This is a genomic window from Chitinophaga japonensis (assembly GCF_007830125.1).
GTDB lineage: Bacteria > Bacteroidota > Bacteroidia > Chitinophagales > Chitinophagaceae > Chitinophaga > Chitinophaga japonensis.
The window spans coordinates 378,025-395,813 of sequence record NZ_VLLG01000004.1; the positions used below are offsets into that span (position 1 = coordinate 378,025).

17 protein-coding genes are annotated in these 17,789 nt (G+C 56.9%); 10 read left to right on the forward strand and 7 right to left on the reverse strand.

Annotation, left to right across the window (positions count from 1 at the left end; all coding sequences use genetic code 11):
• The first annotated feature begins 2 nt into the window (after window positions 1-2).
• Both manA and LX66_RS18660 read left to right on the forward strand, forming a co-directional pair.
• Window positions 3-1,217 (forward strand): mannose-6-phosphate isomerase, class I, encoded by a 1,215-nt coding sequence (gene manA / locus LX66_RS18655; RefSeq protein ID WP_145716384.1) that lies wholly within the window; start codon window positions 3-5, stop codon window positions 1,215-1,217.
• 47 nt (window positions 1,218-1,264) lie between these two features.
• Window positions 1,265-1,852 carry a DUF6580 family putative transport protein gene (locus LX66_RS18660; protein ID WP_145716386.1) on the forward strand — a complete coding sequence of 196 codons (588 nt, stop codon included), beginning with the start codon at window positions 1,265-1,267 and terminating at the stop codon, window positions 1,850-1,852.
• A 106-nt stretch (window positions 1,853-1,958) separates the two neighbouring features.
• On the opposite strand, the gene LX66_RS18665 is transcribed toward LX66_RS18660, so the two are convergent.
• From LX66_RS18665 to lepA, 5 genes are all read right to left on the reverse strand, one after another.
• Window positions 1,959-3,569 carry a hypothetical protein gene (locus tag LX66_RS18665; protein WP_145716388.1) on the reverse strand — a complete coding sequence of 537 codons (1,611 nt, stop codon included), beginning with the start codon at window positions 3,567-3,569 and terminating at the stop codon, window positions 1,959-1,961.
• A gap of 48 nt (window positions 3,570-3,617) precedes the next feature.
• Entirely contained in the window at window positions 3,618-4,439 is an 822-nt protein-coding gene (locus tag LX66_RS18670; protein WP_145716390.1) for a hypothetical protein, read from the reverse strand.
• 94 nt (window positions 4,440-4,533) lie between these two features.
• Window positions 4,534-5,136: a response regulator transcription factor gene (locus tag LX66_RS18675; RefSeq protein WP_145716392.1), complete on the reverse strand. Its 603-nt coding sequence runs from the start codon at window positions 5,134-5,136 to the stop codon at window positions 4,534-4,536.
• 2 nt (window positions 5,137-5,138) lie between these two features.
• Window positions 5,139-6,365: a sensor histidine kinase gene (locus LX66_RS18680; protein WP_145716394.1), complete on the reverse strand. Its 1,227-nt coding sequence runs from the start codon at window positions 6,363-6,365 to the stop codon at window positions 5,139-5,141.
• A 93-nt stretch (window positions 6,366-6,458) separates the two neighbouring features.
• Window positions 6,459-8,249: a translation elongation factor 4 gene (gene lepA / locus LX66_RS18685; RefSeq protein ID WP_145716396.1), complete on the reverse strand. Its 1,791-nt coding sequence runs from the start codon at window positions 8,247-8,249 to the stop codon at window positions 6,459-6,461.
• Between the two features lie 62 nt (window positions 8,250-8,311).
• On the opposite strand from lepA, the gene LX66_RS18690 reads away from it, so the two are divergent.
• From LX66_RS18690 to LX66_RS18700, 3 genes are all read left to right on the forward strand, one after another.
• On the forward strand, window positions 8,312-8,569 hold the full coding sequence (locus LX66_RS18690; protein ID WP_145716399.1) for an acyl-CoA-binding protein: 258 nt from the start codon (window positions 8,312-8,314) through the stop codon (window positions 8,567-8,569).
• A gap of 103 nt (window positions 8,570-8,672) precedes the next feature.
• The gene (gene rocD / locus LX66_RS18695; RefSeq protein ID WP_145716401.1) at window positions 8,673-9,908 is read left to right on the forward strand and encodes an ornithine--oxo-acid transaminase; all 1,236 of its coding nucleotides are present in this window, start codon (window positions 8,673-8,675) and stop codon (window positions 9,906-9,908) included.
• Window positions 9,909-9,920: 12 nt separating this feature from the next.
• Entirely contained in the window at window positions 9,921-10,565 is a 645-nt protein-coding gene (locus LX66_RS18700) for a VIT1/CCC1 transporter family protein (protein WP_145716403.1), read from the forward strand.
• Here the strand turns inward: LX66_RS18700 and LX66_RS18705 are convergent.
• Window positions 10,558-10,941, reverse strand: a complete 384-nt coding sequence (locus LX66_RS18705; protein WP_145716405.1) for a hypothetical protein — start codon at window positions 10,939-10,941, stop codon at window positions 10,558-10,560. The genes LX66_RS18700 and LX66_RS18705 overlap by 8 nt on opposite strands.
• A gap of 64 nt (window positions 10,942-11,005) precedes the next feature.
• Here LX66_RS18705 and LX66_RS18710 point away from each other — a divergent pair, with 64 nt between their 5' ends.
• From LX66_RS18710 to egtD, 5 genes are all read left to right on the forward strand, one after another.
• Complete coding sequence (locus LX66_RS18710; RefSeq protein WP_244620451.1) at window positions 11,006-12,391, forward strand: mercuric reductase; 1,386 nt, start codon at window positions 11,006-11,008, stop codon at window positions 12,389-12,391.
• A gap of 68 nt (window positions 12,392-12,459) precedes the next feature.
• Window positions 12,460-13,434, forward strand: coding sequence for an ABC transporter ATP-binding protein (locus tag LX66_RS18715; RefSeq protein WP_145716407.1), 975 nt, complete (start codon window positions 12,460-12,462; stop codon window positions 13,432-13,434).
• Between the two features lie 11 nt (window positions 13,435-13,445).
• Entirely contained in the window at window positions 13,446-15,011 is a 1,566-nt protein-coding gene (locus LX66_RS18720) for an ABC transporter permease/substrate-binding protein (RefSeq protein ID WP_145716409.1), read from the forward strand.
• 44 nt (window positions 15,012-15,055) lie between these two features.
• Window positions 15,056-16,210, forward strand: a complete 1,155-nt coding sequence (gene egtB, locus LX66_RS18725; RefSeq protein ID WP_145716411.1) for an ergothioneine biosynthesis protein EgtB — start codon at window positions 15,056-15,058, stop codon at window positions 16,208-16,210.
• Window positions 16,211-16,230: 20 nt separating this feature from the next.
• Entirely contained in the window at window positions 16,231-17,226 is a 996-nt protein-coding gene (egtD, locus tag LX66_RS18730) for an L-histidine N(alpha)-methyltransferase (RefSeq protein ID WP_145716413.1), read from the forward strand.
• Window positions 17,227-17,232: 6 nt separating this feature from the next.
• Here egtD and LX66_RS18735 read toward each other — a convergent pair whose 3' ends face one another.
• Window positions 17,233-17,700, reverse strand: coding sequence for a DinB family protein (locus LX66_RS18735; protein WP_145716415.1), 468 nt, complete (start codon window positions 17,698-17,700; stop codon window positions 17,233-17,235).
• Window positions 17,701-17,789: the final 89 nt, after the last annotated feature.

Consider the following 17,789-nt stretch of genomic DNA (forward strand, 5'->3'; position numbering starts at 1 on the left):
AAATGGCTGCAGTTGAGAAAAAGTTATTCAGGCTGACTGGTAAGGTACAACACTATGCATGGGGCGGTTATTCCTACATCCCGCAATTACTGGACATGCCTGCCGGCAAGGAGCCTGCCGCGGAGTACTGGATGGGCGCCCATCCCAGCGCGCCTTCCTTGATACAGTTGAACGGTGATACCACCACGCTGGACCAGTTGATCAGCCGGCAGCCGGCAGCCATTATCGGCCAGCAGGTATGGGAGCGCTTTGGCGAACTGCCCTACCTCTTCAAGGTGCTGGATGTAAAGGACATGCTGTCCATACAGGTGCACCCCACCAAGGCGGAAGCGGAAAAAGGCTTTGCCCGCGAGAATGAAGCCGGCATCCCGCTGGGCGCAGCGCACCGCAATTATAAAGATGCCAACCACAAGCCGGAGATCATGGTGGCGCTGAGCGAGTTCTGGCTCTTACATGGTTTTTTACCGGAAGACAAGCTGGCGCAGGTGCTGGACACCGTACCGGAATTTGCCTCACTGAAAGGTATATACGAAAAGGAAAGCTATTACGGCTTGTATAAAACAGTCATGGAAATGCCGCAGGAGCAGGTAAACAGCCTGCTGCGCCCGCTGGCGGAAAGGGTGCTGCCAGCCTACCAGGCCGGCACGCTGCCCAAAACCGATCCCGCTTTCTGGGCGGGCCGCGCCATTGCCAATGACCCGCAGGGCGCGGACCGGCTGGACCGCGGCATCTTCTCCATCTACTTCTTCAATATTGTACAGGCGCAGCCCGGCGAGGCCGTGTTCCAGGACGCCGGCATCCCGCATGCCTACCTGGAAGGCCAGAACATAGAACTGATGGCCAATTCGGACAATGTGCTGCGCGGCGGCCTTACGCCCAAGCATATTGACGTGCCGGAACTGCTGAAGCATACCCGCTTTGAAGCCGTGCACCCGCAGATACTCAAAGGCGAAACGGCCGCCAGCCCGGCGGAAAAGGTGTACGCCTCCCCTGCGCCTGATTTCGTGGTGAGCCGTATTGCGCTCCAACCCGGCAGCGTATACGAACATACCAGCCGGGCGGCGGAAATACTGCTGGTGCTGGCCGGTGAGGCCCTTATTACCGGCTCGGACCGCCTGGCGCTGCGGAAAGGACAGGCCGTGTTCGTATGCAGCGGCGAAACGTACGAGGTAAGCGGCGAGGCCCTGCTGTACAAGGCCACCGTGCCCGTGAAATAATTTGGTAACTTTACCGTAATTTAGCGATACCCGTAAATTGTTAGCTGATGATAAAACAAAAGACTGCTTTACCTGAAATACTGTTGATTGCAGGATTAATATTGCTGGCCGGCCTGAGCCGACTGGTAACCAATGAGCTGCAGCTCTGGAACTTTACGGCCATCGGGGCCAGCGCCCTGTTTGGCGGCATCATGATAAAGAACAGGCGGCTGGCCTACATCGTGCCCGTGGTTACCCTGTTCCTGACCGATCTTTGCTTTGAGCTCTTCACCAATATCAACGGTTTTTATGGCGGCGCCATGTTCTTTGTATACGGCGCTTTCCTGCTCATTACCTGGATAGGCACCCGCATGAAGAAGGTGAACGCGCTGACTGTTTTCCTGGCTGCTGTAGGCACCGGCGTGCTGTTCTTCCTGGTCACCAATTTCGGCACCTGGCTGCTGGGCAATATGTACCCGCATACCTTCAGCGGACTGATGGCCTGCTTTGCCGCCGGCATACCCTTTTTCCGCAACGACCTGTTCGGCAGCTTTTTCCTGAACATCATCCTGGGGAACATCTTTTACAGCGCCCTGCTGTTTGGCGCTTATGCGCTGGTAAAGCGCTTCGCTTTCCGGCAGCAGCAACTGGCCTGATATTTACAAATGACTGATTGTATAAAAAAAGACCCGTTACCGGTTGGTAACGGGTCCGCTGTTTTATAAACGGCATGGATGCCCGGGGTTGAATGGATGCTTGGGGCTATAACATCCAGATGAAACTTACGCCTGCGTTATTGAATTTATATTGCTCATCCGTAGTGGTGCGGAGGTAATAATGTTCGTCGGGGTATTTATTATTGATCACCGGCTCGCTCCGGTCCTCTTCTCCTTTGATGGTGTTCAGGTTGTACTGTATGCCCAGCCCGATACGGGTCCGGGGAAACCTGTACACTGCGCCAAAGGTCCATTTGGTAATAAAGGAGGGGAATGTGGGATCGTCTTCCAGGGAAAAGCCCGGTGTCAGCACTTCATTGCTAAGGGGAATAACCATCAGGTCAAATCCATACATGCCATAGATCACCAGGTCACGCAGCGGGATGTTCAGGCCCCCGGAGAGGCCCAGCCCCAGGCTGCTTTGCTGTACGCCTACCCTGTCGCTGGTGGTGGTGTTGTTCAAGCCGCCTACCGTGTATTCATATACGGGTGACACGATATACCCGATCCTTGTTTCAAAGCTCAGGAACATCCGGTGCCCGTTAAAACCAAAGAAAGCGCCCATGGGGTTTTGCGCATGGGGGTTTGTAATATTGCCATAGCTGCCCAGTAGCCCGGTATAATTTACAAAGCCCTGTACAAAGCGGGTTTTCTTCTGCGGGTCTGCCGTTTCAATGGCTTTTTCTACGGATTCGCCTGCGTCCAGGATCAGTTTTACGCCTCCCACCAGGCCGTTAATGTTATTGATCTTGGACTGCACCCGGCTGGTAGCGTACAGTTGCTGCGCCTGCCGGTATTTCTCCAATGCCTGCGGGTAGAAGATGGTGCCCCGCTGGTACAGGGCATCTCCCTCCGCTTCCAGGTTACCGGCCTGCCACATGTTCAGCTCCGCCTGCCTTTTCCACTTGTCCGGGTCTTCGCTTGTCTTTTTGGAGGAGGAATTGGAAGAATAGGAAGAGGACTTACGCGAACTGCCTGCATCCTCGATCACGATCCCGCCGCCGCTGCTGCGGTGATCCAGGCTGCTGCCTATCCCGGCCAGTATCCCTTTGATGTCGCCTTTCATATAGGGGGTGATCCATAGCGGCGAAAGGGGCGATACTTTATCCAGCACCAGGTTTTTATACGAGGAGGTGCCGGCATCGTAATAGCGGTAACCGGACAGGTTTTCGCCGTCCACCAGCGGGGTAAAGCGTACCTGGTATACCCGGTACCCTTTGCGGATATGGTCCTCTATCAGCGCAGCCCGTACTTTTTCAATGGCGCTGAGGCTATTGTCCGAAGAGGTGAGGTCCCCGTGGTACTGCAGTTGTATATTCCACCTCAGGTAGCCGCCATACAGCTCTTCCACCTGCACCGGGTTGAAATGTATATTGTCATACTCCGTGCTGAAATGCCGTTCGTTCTGCCCGATCCGGGTGATGATCTCGTTGAAGTCCAGGGACATGCTGACCGTGGTGGGCTGGTAGGGGAAAGCAAAGTTCCTGCCGCGCAGGATATGCGTGCTAATGATCAGCACCTTCAGCTTTTGATCGGTACGCTGGCCGGTGGCATATACAAAATACACCGGCTGCTCGCCGGCCGGCGCAGGCTCCTGCGCCCATGATCTGCTGCTGCACAGCAAAAGTACCGCTGCCAGGGAAAGTATCTTTTTCATTGGGTTCATTTTAACTGAAGAATATCACCTGATGTTCAAGGTTGATCATTATCCCCGGATGGGCCCGTCATATTTCACCTTTTTGTCCTTTTCTCCTTTGGGGGATGTTACCTCCTCCCGGATAATCTCTTTGCCTTTATCTATCAGGCCCGGCTTTTTCTCCCAGGTATAGGGCACGGCCTCTATGTCTATCTTATAATGCTCAAACGGGAGCGGTTGATTAAAACCTCCGCCCGGGGCCAGCTTTATTTCAATGACCGTCATTGCATCGGGATTTTCCAGTGCCGTTTTATTATTACTGTTATTCCAGGCCGTTATTTTCAGCACCGCCCCCATGTGCTTGCGGGTATTGACGCCCTGCAGGTGGCCGCCTTTTTTGCCGGAGCCCTGCTTGTAGGGAATGTATTTGAATGTCATGCTATCCCGCTTCGTCTCTATGGTAGTTTTAACGGGCGGGCTCACTTCCTGTACGGACACCAGCTCCAGTTGTACGTTTCCCACTTTGGTATAGAACTTGTCGCTGTACTTTTTCTTTTCCGTACATTTTGTGGAAAAGGTATAGCCGTCAAACCAGAGGCTGCCGCCGGCTTTGCCCAATGGCGGCACGGTGCGCGTTACTTTCTTTTCCGAAACGGCGCCGCAAACGTCGGTCTGGGTTACCCGTATGGTAGCGGTCAGCTTTTGTTCGGTCAGGTTTTCCACCGCCACCGTTACCGATTCGGAGCCCATCGCATAACCGCCGGAAATAAATGCCGCCCGGATGCGCTTGTCGGCGTTGGCGTCCAGGTTCCATTGCAGGCGCTTGCCGTTAAAATCCTGGGCAGCGGTGTAAAGGGGTAATACCAGTAGAACAGTGTATATAAATCTCACAGTATAGGTGTATTAAACTACGGTAAAAGTACCCGGATGGCGGTAAGGGAGAAATACCCCCAAAGGGGTACACCATATAAAATACGGAGAAGCCTCAGGCTTCCTTGTTCATCAGGTACACCAGGTGGGGAAAGCTGCTGATGTTATTCTTCTGCAGCATGCGCCGGCGGTGGGTCTTTACCGTTTCGGCGCTGATGTTCAGTTTGCGGGCGATCTGTTTGGAGGAGAAGCCGCCGGCCACCAGTTGCGCTATTTCCTTTTCCCGTTCCGTGAGGGTCAGGGCGCTGCTGCCCGCCAGGTTCTCTTTTTTGAATATCTTGTGAAAGGCCATTTGCACGGCTACCAGCAGTTGCGTATCCCGGTAGGGCTTTACCACGTACATCACCGGCTCCGCTTCAAAAGCGGCCTGCAGTGTCCGGGTGTCTGCATAGGCGGTGAGGAAGATGATCTCGCAGCCGAACAGCTCCTTTAGCTGCCGGGCCAGCGCAGTGCCTTTCACCTCGCCCTTGATATTGATGTCGCAGATCACCACCTGCGGCAGGATGGCGGCCTGGTGGCAAATACGCAGGGCGGCGGGGGCGTCCTTGGCAATGCCTGCAATCGTGTACTCTTCTTCCGCCAGCAGCTCTGCTATGCTTTCGGCGGTGATCAGCTCATCCTCTACGATCAGTATGGCGGCGCTTTCTTTCATCATCATGGCTATGCACGTATTTCAATGGTGTAGGTGGTGCCGGGGTGCTGCCGGACAGTCATGGCCCCGTTTACCTGTTCCACCAGGGTTTGCACCAGTTTCATACCGAAGGACCCCGGGCTTTCCAGTCCTTCCGGGAGCCGCAGCCCCCTGCCGTTATCGGCCACGGTCAGCTCCAGGTGGTCCGGCTGCTCCAGCAGCGTTAGTTTTATTGCAGGTTGCGCCACGCCCTGGAAGGCGTGCTTGAACGCATTCGTGATCAGCTCATTGACGATCAGCCCGATGGGGATGGCCAGGTCTATGTCCATGGAACGGTTGCTTAACTGCACCTGCATGTGCACATGTTGGGCATCGTACCCGAAGCTGTTGGCCAGGGAAGCGGACAGGTGGCCCAGGTATTCCTCGATATTCACGGAGGCCAGCTCATTGTCCATGTACAGTTTCTGGTGGATCATGGCCATGGCGTCTACCCGGGTCTTTCCTTCCTCCAGGGCCAGCCTGGCTTTGTCGTCCGCCACGCGGTTGGACTGCAGGGACAGCAGGCTGGATACGATCTGCAGGTTGTTCTTTACCCGGTGGTGCAGTTCCCGGATCAGGGACTCGATATATTCATTCTTCTCGGTAGTGATGCGGTAGGCTTCTTCCAGCTTCTGCTTTTGCTGCAGCACTATTTTCTGCTCCCGGTCATAGCTGCGGCGAAACAGCATAATGATCACCATGGTAAAAAAGGGAGAATAGGCCAGCGTGGTAATATGGTCTACCATCCGTTCCTCAGGGGAAGCATAGGGCACCGTCCATCCCGGGAAAAAATACTCCAGCACCAGCAGCAGCATGATGGTGCCGGCCAGCAGCCCGTAGATCAACAACTGGTGCTTCCGCTGCGCGATCAGCAGGAAGATATTCTGCAGCATAATGATCAGGTAAAAGACCGGGCTGGAAGAGGCGCCGTTAAAAAAGTGCATCCCTCCCAATGCCAGCATGGTAATGCCTACGTAGATGAAGATCGTGGCCGGGGTGAACCATTTGCGCAGGCGCGACAGGTAGAACAGGACCGCCGATACCAGTGTGCCGGCTATGGCCAGCCAGACCGTGAACAGGTGCAGTCCCAGAAAATAATTGAAAAGCGTACCCTGTATGCAGAACAGGGTAATGATAAAGCTGCTCAGGTTGAACACCCGGTGCTCAAAACTGAATGAAGCGTCGTTGCCGGCGATATAGAGATAGATCCTTTTCAATGTTCCTTTGGCAGGGAACCAGCATCAGTACATAGTGTGCTCGTGAAATTGCCCCGGCCAAATATAATGACAACGCTTCAAAAATCCATCACACTAATCGTCCAGCTTCAGCACGGCCAGGAACGCTTCCTGCGGTACTTCCACGCTGCCTATCTGGCGCATGCGCTTCTTGCCTTCCTTCTGCTTTTCCAGCAGCTTGCGCTTACGGGAGATATCGCCGCCGTAACACTTGGCGGTTACGTCCTTGCGCATGGCGCTGATGTTCTCACGGGCCACGATCTTGGCGCCGATGGCGGCCTGTATGGCAATGAGGAACTGCTGGCGGGGCAGCAGCTCTTTCAGCTTTTCGCAGAGCTTGCGGCCAAAGTCCTGTGCGCGGCTACGGTGTATCAGGGCGCTCAGGGCGTCCACCTTCTCGCTGTTCAGCAGGATGTCCATTTTCACGATGTCGCTGTCGCGCATGCCGATGGGGCTGTAATCAAAGGAAGCGTAGCCACGGGTCTGGCTTTTCAGCTTGTCGTAGAAGTCGAATACGATTTCTGTCAGGGGCAGCTCAAATATCAGCTCCACGCGGGTGGTGGTAAGGTAGCTCTGGTTAATGAGGATACCGCGCTTGCCCAGGCACAGCGTGAGGATATTGCCGATGTACTCCGGCTTGGTAATGATCTGCGCGCGGATAAAAGGCTCCTCGATGCGCTCCAGCTTGCTGGGGTCCGGCATTTCGGAAGGATTGTTCACGGTGATCTTCTCCCCTTTGGTGGTATGGGCGATAAAGCCCACGTTGGGCACTGTGGTGATCACGGTCTGGTTGAACTCCCTTTCCAGCCGCTCCTGGATGATCTCCATGTGCAGCATGCCCAGGAAGCCGCAGCGGAAGCCGAAGCCCAGGGCCTGGGAAGTTTCCAGCTCGTAGGTAAGGGACGCATCGTTGAGCTGCAGCTTGTCCATACAATCGCGCAACTCCTCGAAGTCCTCGGTATTTACCGGGAAGATGCCGGCGAATACCATCGGCTTCACTTCCTCGAATCCTTTAATGGCGTTTACGCCGGGGTTGGCGCTCAGGGTGATGGTATCCCCTACTTTTACCTCCTTGGCGTTCTTGATGCCGGTAATGATATAGCCTACATCGCCGGTCTTTACCTCGTTCCTCGGCTCCAGGCCCAGGCGCAGGATGCCCACTTCATCGGCCCCGTACTCCTGGCCGGTGTTCACGAACTTCACCTTGTCGCCTTTTTTGATGCCGCCGTTGTATACCCTGAAATAGGCGATGATGCCCCGGAAGGAGTTGAACACGCTGTCAAATATCAGGGCCTGCAGGGGCGCTTCCGGATCGCCCTGGGGGGCGGGAATGCGCTGTACAATGGCTTCCAGTATCTCGTCAATGCCGATGCCGGTCTTGCCGGACGCCAGCAGTATCTCCTCCTCCTTGCAGCCGATCAGCTCCAGTATCTGGTCCTTTACTTCGGGGATCATGGCCCCGTCCATATCGATCTTGTTGATCACGGGAATGATCTCCAGGTCGTTCTCCAGCGCCAGGTACAGGTTGGAGATGGTCTGGGCCTGTATGCCCTGGGTAGCGTCCACCAGCAGCAGGGCGCCTTCGCAGGCGGCCAGCGCACGGGATACTTCGTATGAAAAGTCTACGTGTCCGGGGGTGTCTATCAGGTTAAAAACGTATTGTTCTCCCTGGTAGAGGTAGTTCATTTGAATGGCATGGCTCTTGATGGTAATGCCTTTTTCGCGCTCCAGGTCCATATCGTCCAGTACCTGGGCCTGCATTTCCCGTTCAGAGATGGTCTTGGTACGTTCCAGCAGGCGGTCGGCCAAAGTGCTCTTACCATGATCAATGTGCGCAATGATGCAAAAGTTCCTGATGTTCTTCATATATAATAGCCCACAAAGGTATTCAAAATTTGACTATATTTTCGTTCCAAACAACTTATTCTATGGAACTTCAACAACAATTTGAAGCAGCAGTGGCCGCCAGCAAAACCCTGGCGGAAAAACCGGACAATGCCACCCTCCTGCGCCTGTACTCCCTGTACAAGCAGGCTACGGAGGGAGATGCCGGCCCCGATGGCCCGGACAACCTGTTTGATATTGTGGGCAAGGCCAAGTACGAGGCCTGGTCGGAGCTGCGGGGCAAAACAAAGGAGGAAGCCATGCAGGAGTACATTGCGCTGGTGAACAAGCTAAAGGCATAAAGCGGAAAGCATAAAGCTTATCAGAGCGGAAACAGCAACCGAGCCAATGGCTTTGTGCTTTCCGCTTTATGCTTTCTGCTAATTAAAGTACCTTTGACCCCGTATGGTACCTTCATTTACAATCAGTCAAAAAACACAACATTACCTGGCGCTGGAAGAACAGTACGGCGCGCATAACTATCACCCACTGCCCGTAGTGCTGCAGCGCGGCGAAGGTGTTTTTGTATGGGATGTGGATGACAAGCGTTATTACGATTTCCTTTCCGGCTATTCCGCCGTGAACCAGGGCCACTGCCACCCCAGGATCGTGGCGGCCCTTATAGAACAGGCGCAGCGCCTTACCCTTACCTCCCGCGCTTTCCACAGCGACCTGCTGGGCGAGTACGCCGCTTTCGTCACCCGCTTTTTCGGGTACGACAAGGTATTGCCCATGAACACCGGCGTGGAAGCGGTGGAAACGGCGCTGAAGCTCTGCCGCCGCTGGGGATACGCCATCAAGGGCATCCCGGAGAACAAAGCAAAGATCATTACCTGCGAACATAATTTTCACGGCCGCACGCTGAACGTGATCTCCTTCAGCACCGATCCCGATGCGCGCAAAGGCTTCGGGCCGTATACGCCTGGCTACGAAGTGATCCCGTACAACGACCTGCCGGCCCTGGAAAAGGCCCTGCAGGACCCGCACGTGGCGGGCTTCCTGGTGGAGCCCATACAGGGCGAAGCCGGCGTGGTAGTGCCGGATGAAGGCTACCTGGCCAAGGCCCGGCAGTACTGCGCCGACGCCAATGTGCTGTTCATCGCCGACGAGATACAGACCGGCCTGGCCCGTACCGGCGCCATGCTGTGCTGCGATCATGAAAAGGTGCGCCCGGATATCCTGGTGCTGGGCAAAGCCCTGTCCGGTGGCGTGCTGCCCGTATCCGCGGTGCTGGCGGACGATGCCGTGATGCTGACCATCCATCCCGGGGAGCATGGCTCCACCTACGGGGGCAACCCGCTGGCCTGCAAAGTGGCCATTACGGCGCTGAACGTACTGAAGGAGGAAAAGATGGCGGAGAACGCCGTTGCCATGGGGCAGTTGCTGCGCGAAGGACTGGCCGCCCTGCAGTCGCCGCACATCACCACTATCCGGGGCAAGGGGCTGCTGAATGCCATCGTGATCCGGCACCGGAACCCGGAAGCAGCCTGGGAACTGTGCCTGGCGCTGAAGGAGAACGGCCTGCTGGCCAAGCCCACCCACGGCGACAAGATCCGCTTTGCGCCCCCGCTGCTGATCAATGCCGCACAGGTCAGGGACTGTATATCTATTATTGCCAACAGCCTGGGCTGCCTGGACTAACGCCACACCATCATGCCGATCCATAAAAAAGCTATCCGCAGCACCGGGTGGAAAACAGATTTCCTGATCGGGTTTCCCGACGGCCTGTTCCTCCTGTTCTTCACCACCTTGCTGGTGCAGGCGCTGCAGCTCAGCGTACAGCGGTTCTATGACCTGAACCTGTGGGTGTCACTGGCCGGGACCGTGCTGGTGATGGTCACCGCCTGGAAGGCCAACCGCGGCGATGCGCAGCATGACGAAGCCACGCTTTCACCCAAAGAAGAGAAGAAACTGCAGCGGCTGGATATTACGGAGGATACGATCCGGCATATTGCGCAGGAAATGGAGGCGGACGCCGGTCGCTGGGAACAGGCCCTGCAACAGGAAAATGTGCAGATGACCACCTGGCACCCGCTGCGGGCCCTGCGCAGCGCCGTGGTGGCCGGGGGCAGTTTCCTGCTGGGCGCGCTCATTCCTTTCTGGCCTTACCTGGCCAATGAGAACTTTAACGCTGCCGCCCGCCTCAGCAGCCTGCTGGTATTCCTCAGTGCCACTGTTTTTGCCCTTATCAAGTCCCGTGCTACCGGGCAACGGACCTGGCCGGTGATAGCCCGCTACCTGCTGCTGACAGCCGGCATCTGGCTGGCGGTGTACCTGGTGCGGCAGGCCATCAGCTAATCTTTTTTTTCCAGAATACGGTACAAACAAACGTAGTGATCGCTGCTGCCAGCGAGAGGTATAATCCTATTTCCTTTTCCGGGCATTCCCCCATTTCGCAGCGTGCAAAAATGATCATGTTGCGAAAGGTCCAGGCTACCAGGAAAGCGGTCACAAATATGTTCACCCTTTGCGCCCATAACCGCTGCGGGAGAAAGAGAATGGCGGCCACCACCGCCAGCGCGATATTCAGCCTGCCTGGCTCCCCGAAGTTGGAGCCGGCCGTATGCAGGCCGGTAAATACCAGGTGCCGGCTCTCGATGGTCAGCCAGGGTAAGAAGACGCTGATAATAATAATAACGGCAGCGGCTAAACCGGTAATACTTAATCTGGACATAGAGGGCAAAGATAATGTCTAATGCGCACATCAATGCCCGGTGGTATAATATTTGGGCCGCTACATGCATATGCAACATTTCAACGCTATCATTATCGGATCAGGACAGGGAGGAAATCCATTGGCAAGGAAACTGGCAAAGGCCGGGTGGCAGACCGCCCTGGTGGAAAAAAAGTGGCTGGGCGGCACCTGCATCAACGACGGCTGTACGCCTACCAAGGCCATGATCGCCAGCGCCCGCGCCGCCTGGGTGGCGGCCAACGGCAGGCAGTGGGGCCTGCGGGTGAACGGGTACTCCGTGGACATGGAAAGCATCGTGGAAAGAAAGAACAGGATCGTGGCCGATTTCCGCGCCGGCACGGAAAAACGGCTGCAGGTGGACGGCCTCACGCTCTTTGACGGCGCCGCCGCTTTTACCGGCCCCAAAACCCTGCACGTACAGTTGCACGATGGCGGCGAGGCCACCATCACAGCCGATCATATCGTGATCGATACCGGCACTTCGCCACAGGTGCCCCCCGTTCCCGGGCTGGACGTGATCCCCTGGTTTACCAGCACTACCCTGCTGGACCTGCCTACCCTGCCCTCCCACCTGCTGGTGATGGGCGGCAGCTACATTGCGCTGGAACTGGGACAGATGTTCCGCCGCTTTGGCAGCGAAGTGACCATTATAGAGCGCGCCCCGCAACTGGTGCCGCGGGAGGATGAAGATGTGGCCGCCGGCGTGCAGCAGATCATGGAGGCGGAAGGCATCGGCATTTTTACCGGCACCGAGGTGCAACAGGCCGAGCAGACCAGCCGGGGCATTGTGCTGCATATCCATACAAACGGCCAGCAGCACGTGCTGCAGGGCTCCCACGTGCTGGTAGCTACCGGCAGAACGCCGCAAACCCCTGCCCTGCAACTGGACAAGGCCGGCGTGCAAACGGACGACCAGGGTTATATAACCGTAAACGAGCGGCTGGAAACCAATGTGCCGGGCGTCTATGCCCTGGGCGACGTAAAGGGCGGACCGGCCTTTACCCATATCTCCTACCACGATCATTTTATAGTATATAAGAACCTGCTGGGAAAGGAAAGCGCTTCCATCCGGGACCGGCAGGTGCCCTACTGCATGTTCACCGACCCGCAGCTCGGGCGCATCGGGTTGTCTGAAAAGGAGGCCCGGCAGCAGGGGCTCCGTTATAAAACGGCCAGCCTGCCCATGAAGCATGTTGCCCGGGCGATTGAAACCAGCCAAACCAGCGGGTTCATGAAAGCCCTGGTAGCAGAAGGCTCCGGGCGCATACTGGGAGCGGCCGTGCTGGGCGCCGAAGGCGGGGAGATCATGTCATTGCTGCAGATGGCGATGCTGGGGGGCATTACGGCGCAGCAACTGCGGGAAATGATCTTTGCGCATCCCTTGTATGCAGAGTCGCTGAACAACCTGTTTCTTTCCCTTGATAAATAAATAGTTACCTGCAGCGGGCAACAAAGTGGGTAAATATTTCCACGGGATAACGATACCTTTATAGCACCATGATAAAGCTGGAGCACGTCTATAAAAGTTTCAACAAACAACATCAGCCTGCGGTGGCGGATGTATCCTTCGAGGTGCATCCCGGCGAAACGCTGGTACTGCTGGGCACCAGCGGCAGCGGCAAGACCACTACCCTGCGCATGATCAACCGGCTGCTAACGCCGGACAGCGGGCAGATCTATGTGAACGGCCAGGCCGTAGCGGAGCAGCAGCCGGAAACCCTGCGCCGGGGCATTGGCTACGTGCTGCAGGACAACGGCCTCTTCCCGCACTATACCGTAGCGGAGAACATCGGCGTGGTGCCGGCGCTGCTGCAATGGGACAAGGCCCGCATTGCGGACCGTACTACTGTGCTGATGGAAAAGCTGCACCTGCCGCCGGGGCAGTACCGGGATGCCTACCCGGCGCAACTGAGCGGCGGGCAGCAGCAGCGGGTGGGCCTGGCCCGCGCCCTGGCGGCAGACCCGCCGGTGCTGCTGATGGACGAGCCCTTTGGTGCGCTGGACCCGGTAACCCGCGCCAGCGTGCGCCGGGAGTTCCAGGCGCTGGACGAGCTGCAAAATAAAACGGTGGTGATGGTAACGCACGACGTGCAGGAAGCTTTTGAGCTGGGCACCCGCATTGGCCTGATGGACAACGGCAGGCTGCAGCAACTGGGCACCCCGCAAGAGCTGCTCTTTGCGCCGGCCAATGATTTTGTGCGCGCCTTTTTCCGGGAGCATCACCTGCTGCTGGAGCTGAAAGCGCTCACCCTGGCGGATATCAGGCCCTACCTGCCTCCCACCGCTGAAGACGACAATTACCAGGCGCATGTGTTGCCGGGCACCACCTCCTGCTGGGATGCCCTGCAGCAGAGCATGAATACGGAAGGCGTGCTGTCCGTTGACTTCAGCACAACAGTATTTACCATGGACAGCAAATCACTGATGACAGCACTAGTCAGCAGGAAGAATGAAGTAGGACATAAGAAGTAGGACTCATACCCATGCAACAGAGTTTTTTTGATTTCATACAGCAGCAGTCCGGCAAGCTCCTGGAGCAAACGCTGCAGCATATCGGGCTTACCTTTATTTCCCTGCTGATAGCGGTGCTGGCAGGCGTGCCCCTGGGCATCCTCATTACCCGTAAAAGAGGGTGGGCCGCCCCCGTGCTGGGCGTGGCCGGCGTACTGCAGACCGTTCCCAGCATCGCCCTGCTGGGCTTTATGATCCCGCTGCTGGGCATTGGCCCGCAACCGGCCATTGTAGCCCTGTTCCTGTACGGGCTGCTGCCCATTATCCGCAATACCTACACCGGTATTAAAGAAGTGGACCCGGCCGTGACCGCCGCCGCTACCGGCATGGGCATGAGCCGCCGGCAGTTGCTTTACAAAATACAATTGCCCCTGGCCATGCCGGTGCTGCTGGCTGGTATACGCACCGCCACGGTGATCAATGTAGGCGTGGCTACCCTGGCGGCTTACATTGCCGCCGGCGGCCTGGGCGAGTTTATTTTCGGCGGCATTGCCCTGAACAATACGCACATGATACTGGCCGGCGCCATCCCGGCGGCGCTGCTGGCCATCCTGTTTGACGGGCTGCTTTCATTGCTGCAACGCATACAGTTGCGCAAGGCGCGCACCACCCTGTATGTACTGCCCCTGCTCCTGCTGCTGCTCTCCTCCTTTTACCTGCTGCCCGCTGCTGCCGGCGGCCCGCTGCTGGCAGGGTTTACCCCGGAATTTATGGGACGGCAGGACGGTTACCTGGGCCTGAAAAGCGTATACGGCCTGCGGCTGCGCACGGTGGTGATCAACGACATGATCATGTACAAGGCCGCCTATGAAAAAAAGCTGGACGTGATCAGCGGCAGCAGTACCGACGGGCGCGTAAAGGCGTTTGACCTGGTGGTGCTGGACGATGACAAGCATATTTTCCCGCCGTACTATGCCGCGCCTATTGTGCGCCAAGCCACCCTGGACAAATACCCCGAGCTGGCGCCTGCACTGAACAGGCTGTCTGGCACCATTAATGATAGCATTATGACGGAGCTCAACTACCGCGTGGATTACCTGAAACAGGACCCTGCGGCGGTAGCAAAGGATTTTCTTGTAAGCAAAGGCTTGTGGCAGCCGCCCCGAAGCGGCGCCAAAGGCGTGGTCCGCATCGGCTCCAAGATATTCGGCGACGGGTATATACTGGCCAATATGTACAAAATGCTGGTAGAGGGCTATACGGAGCTTCGGGCAGTGACCAGAACGGGCCTGGGCGGCACCAAGATCTGCTTTGACGCGCTGGTGAACGACCAGATAGACCTGTACCCGGAATACACCGGCACCGGCCTGCTGGTGATCCTGCAGGAGCCCCGGCCCGTGATAGATTCACTGATCGGCGATCCGCAGCAGGTATATGCGCATGTGCAGCGCGCCTTTGCAACACGCTATGGCATACGCTGGCTGCCGCCCATCGGCTTCAACAATACCTATGCCCTGATGATGCGGAAGCAGCAGGCCAGCGAACTGCATATCAAAAGTATTTCGGACCTTGTGAATGCAACGCGCGCCCAACGCTAACATGCTGAATGGTAAGCGGCCGGCTGGCCGTATAAAACATTAATATGGAACTTTGGAATCAATACGAAACCGTGCGCAGCAGGTCGGCGAACATTTGCGCACCGCTGAAAACGGAAGACTATGTAGTGCAGCCGGTAGTGGACGTAAGCCCGCCCAAGTGGCACCTGGGGCATACCACCTGGTTTTTCGAGACCTTTTTACTGAAGCCTAACGTACCGGGCTATACGGAATTTGATCCCGATTACAATTTTGTGTTCAACAGCTACTACGAGTCCGTGGGCGCCAGGGTGATACGCACTAACCGCGGTAACCTGAGCCGCCCGGCCGTGGAGGATATTATGCGCTACCGGCAGCATGTGGATGCCGCCATGCGGGACTTCCTGCAGGGCGGGCTTACCCCGGAGCAGCAGGCGCTGGCTACCCTGGGACTGCATCATGAGGAGCAGCACCAGGAGCTGCTGTATACGGACATCAAGTACATCCTGGGGCATAATCCCCTGTTCCCGGCTTATGACCGGCACAGGGTCCCGGCGCCCGCCATACCGCCGCAGGGACCGGAGCTGCTCTCCATACCGGAAGGGGTATACGAAATTGGCTATGCCGGCGAGGGCTTTTGCTTTGACAACGAGCAGCAGCGCCACCGCGTGTACCTGCAGCCTTACCGCATCAGTACCCGGCTGGTGACCAACGGGGAATACCTGGCCTTTATGGAAGCCGGCGGCTACAGCAGCTTCCGGCATTGGCATGCCGAGGGCTGGGACTGGGTACGGCAGCAGCAGGTAAGCGCTCCCCTGTACTGGCACCAGGTAGACGGGCAGTGGATGTATTACACCTGGCAGGGCCTGCAGCCGGTAGCATGGGATGCACCGGTTTGCCACGTAAGCTATTACGAAGCTGCCGCCTATGCAGCCTGGAAAGGCATGCGCCTGCCCACGGAATTTGAATGGGAAGCCGCGGCGCCGCAGTTGCAATGGGGACAGCGCTGGGAGTGGACGGAGAGCGCTTATCTCCCCTATCCCGGCTTTATTAAAGCCCCGGGCGCTATCGGGGAGTACAACGGCAAGTTCATGGTGAACCAGCAGGTGCTGCGCGGGGGCTCTGAAGTCACCTCACCGGGGCACAGCCGTATCACTTACCGTAACTTTTTTCATCCGCACCTGCGCTGGCAGTTCATGGGTATCAGGCTGGCGGGCAATTAATAATGCACACCAAATAATTTATGAATACTACCTCAGTACCGCATCCGTTGTCGGCCCAGGGCGGGCCGGAAACGCAGCGTGCAAGCTTTTACCGGGACGTGGTGCGGGGCCTGACGGCCACGCCCAAGTACCTGGAGTCCAAGTATTTTTACGATGCGGCCGGCGACCGGCTTTTCCAGCAGATCATGCAATGCCCGGAATACTACCTGACGGATTGCGAAATGGAGATCATGCAGGAGCAGGCAGCGCAGATAGCAGCCGCCATCACCGTGCAGCCCGCCGCCTTTGACCTGGTAGAGCTGGGCCCCGGCGACGCCACCAAGTCCATACACCTGCTGCGGCGCCTGCAGGAGAGCGGCGCGGATTTTACCTATTACCCGATCGATATCTCCGCCAACGTGATCGCGCAGTTGAAGAAGGGATTGCCGGAAAAGCTGCCGGGCCTGTCCATGCAGGGCCTGAACGGCGATTATTTTGACATGCTGCAGCAATTGGCGGCCCGCAGCCGCCGTCCCAAAGTGCTGCTGTTCATGGGCGCCAACATCGGTAATTTTACACCGGCAGCGGCCGCCGGTATCTGCCGGCGGCTGTACGCCTGCCTGCAACCCGGTGACCTGCTGCTGGCCGGCTTTGACCTGAAAAAACATCCCCGTATCATACTCAACGCCTATAACGATGCCGCCGGGTTTACCCGCGAGTTCAACCTGAACCTGCTGCACCGCATTAACCGCGAGCTGCAGGGCGATTTTGACCTGCTGCAGTTTGAGCATTACCCGGTGTATGATCCCGGCAGCGGGGCCTGCAAAAGCTACCTGGTAAGCCGCCGGGAGCAGGAGGTGCATATCGGGCGGGAGGTGACCATTCATTTCGGGCAATACGAGCCGATGTTCATGGAGATATCCCAGAAGTACAGCCTGCCTGAAACCGAGCAGCTTGCGCAGGAAACCGGCTTTACACCACTCACGCATTTTACGGACCGGCGCAAATGGTTTGCGGATTGTTTATGGAGAAAGTAAAGCCCGCTACCACGCTCCCATCATCCTTCGCAGCACTACGATCTCCCCGGTATGGTAGCTGGTGTGGTCGGCTATCAGCATGGCTTCCCGGAGCAGGTGCTGCCCCGTGCCGTGCGGGAAAGGTTTGCACAGGTCTGCGCCGGGCGCGGTGAGTAATGCCAGGAAAGCGGCTTTGTCGCGGCCTATTTGTTCCAGGCTATGCTTCCAGGCGGCCGCGTTGGGCGGAGCGGTTTCTTTGGGCCAGTAGCCTTCCGGCCAGGGTGGAGATGCATAATCCGGGTTCCGGGAAAATTCCAGTATATCCCATTGCGTAATGCGGATGTGCTCCACCAGTTGCCAGATGCTGTAGGGCATGCCGGGCGGTACCTGCCCCTGCAGCCTGGCCGGCAACTGTTTTACCGCGTCTTCAAAAGTAACGTGGGCATGGCCGCCGGCCAGCAATTCCTTCAGTGCATTGATAAGCGGGTCCTTCATTGAATAATGAATAATTAATAATGAATAATTAATAATCGTACCAATATTGTTACAATGAAACACTTATGTAACGAATATTATTCATTATT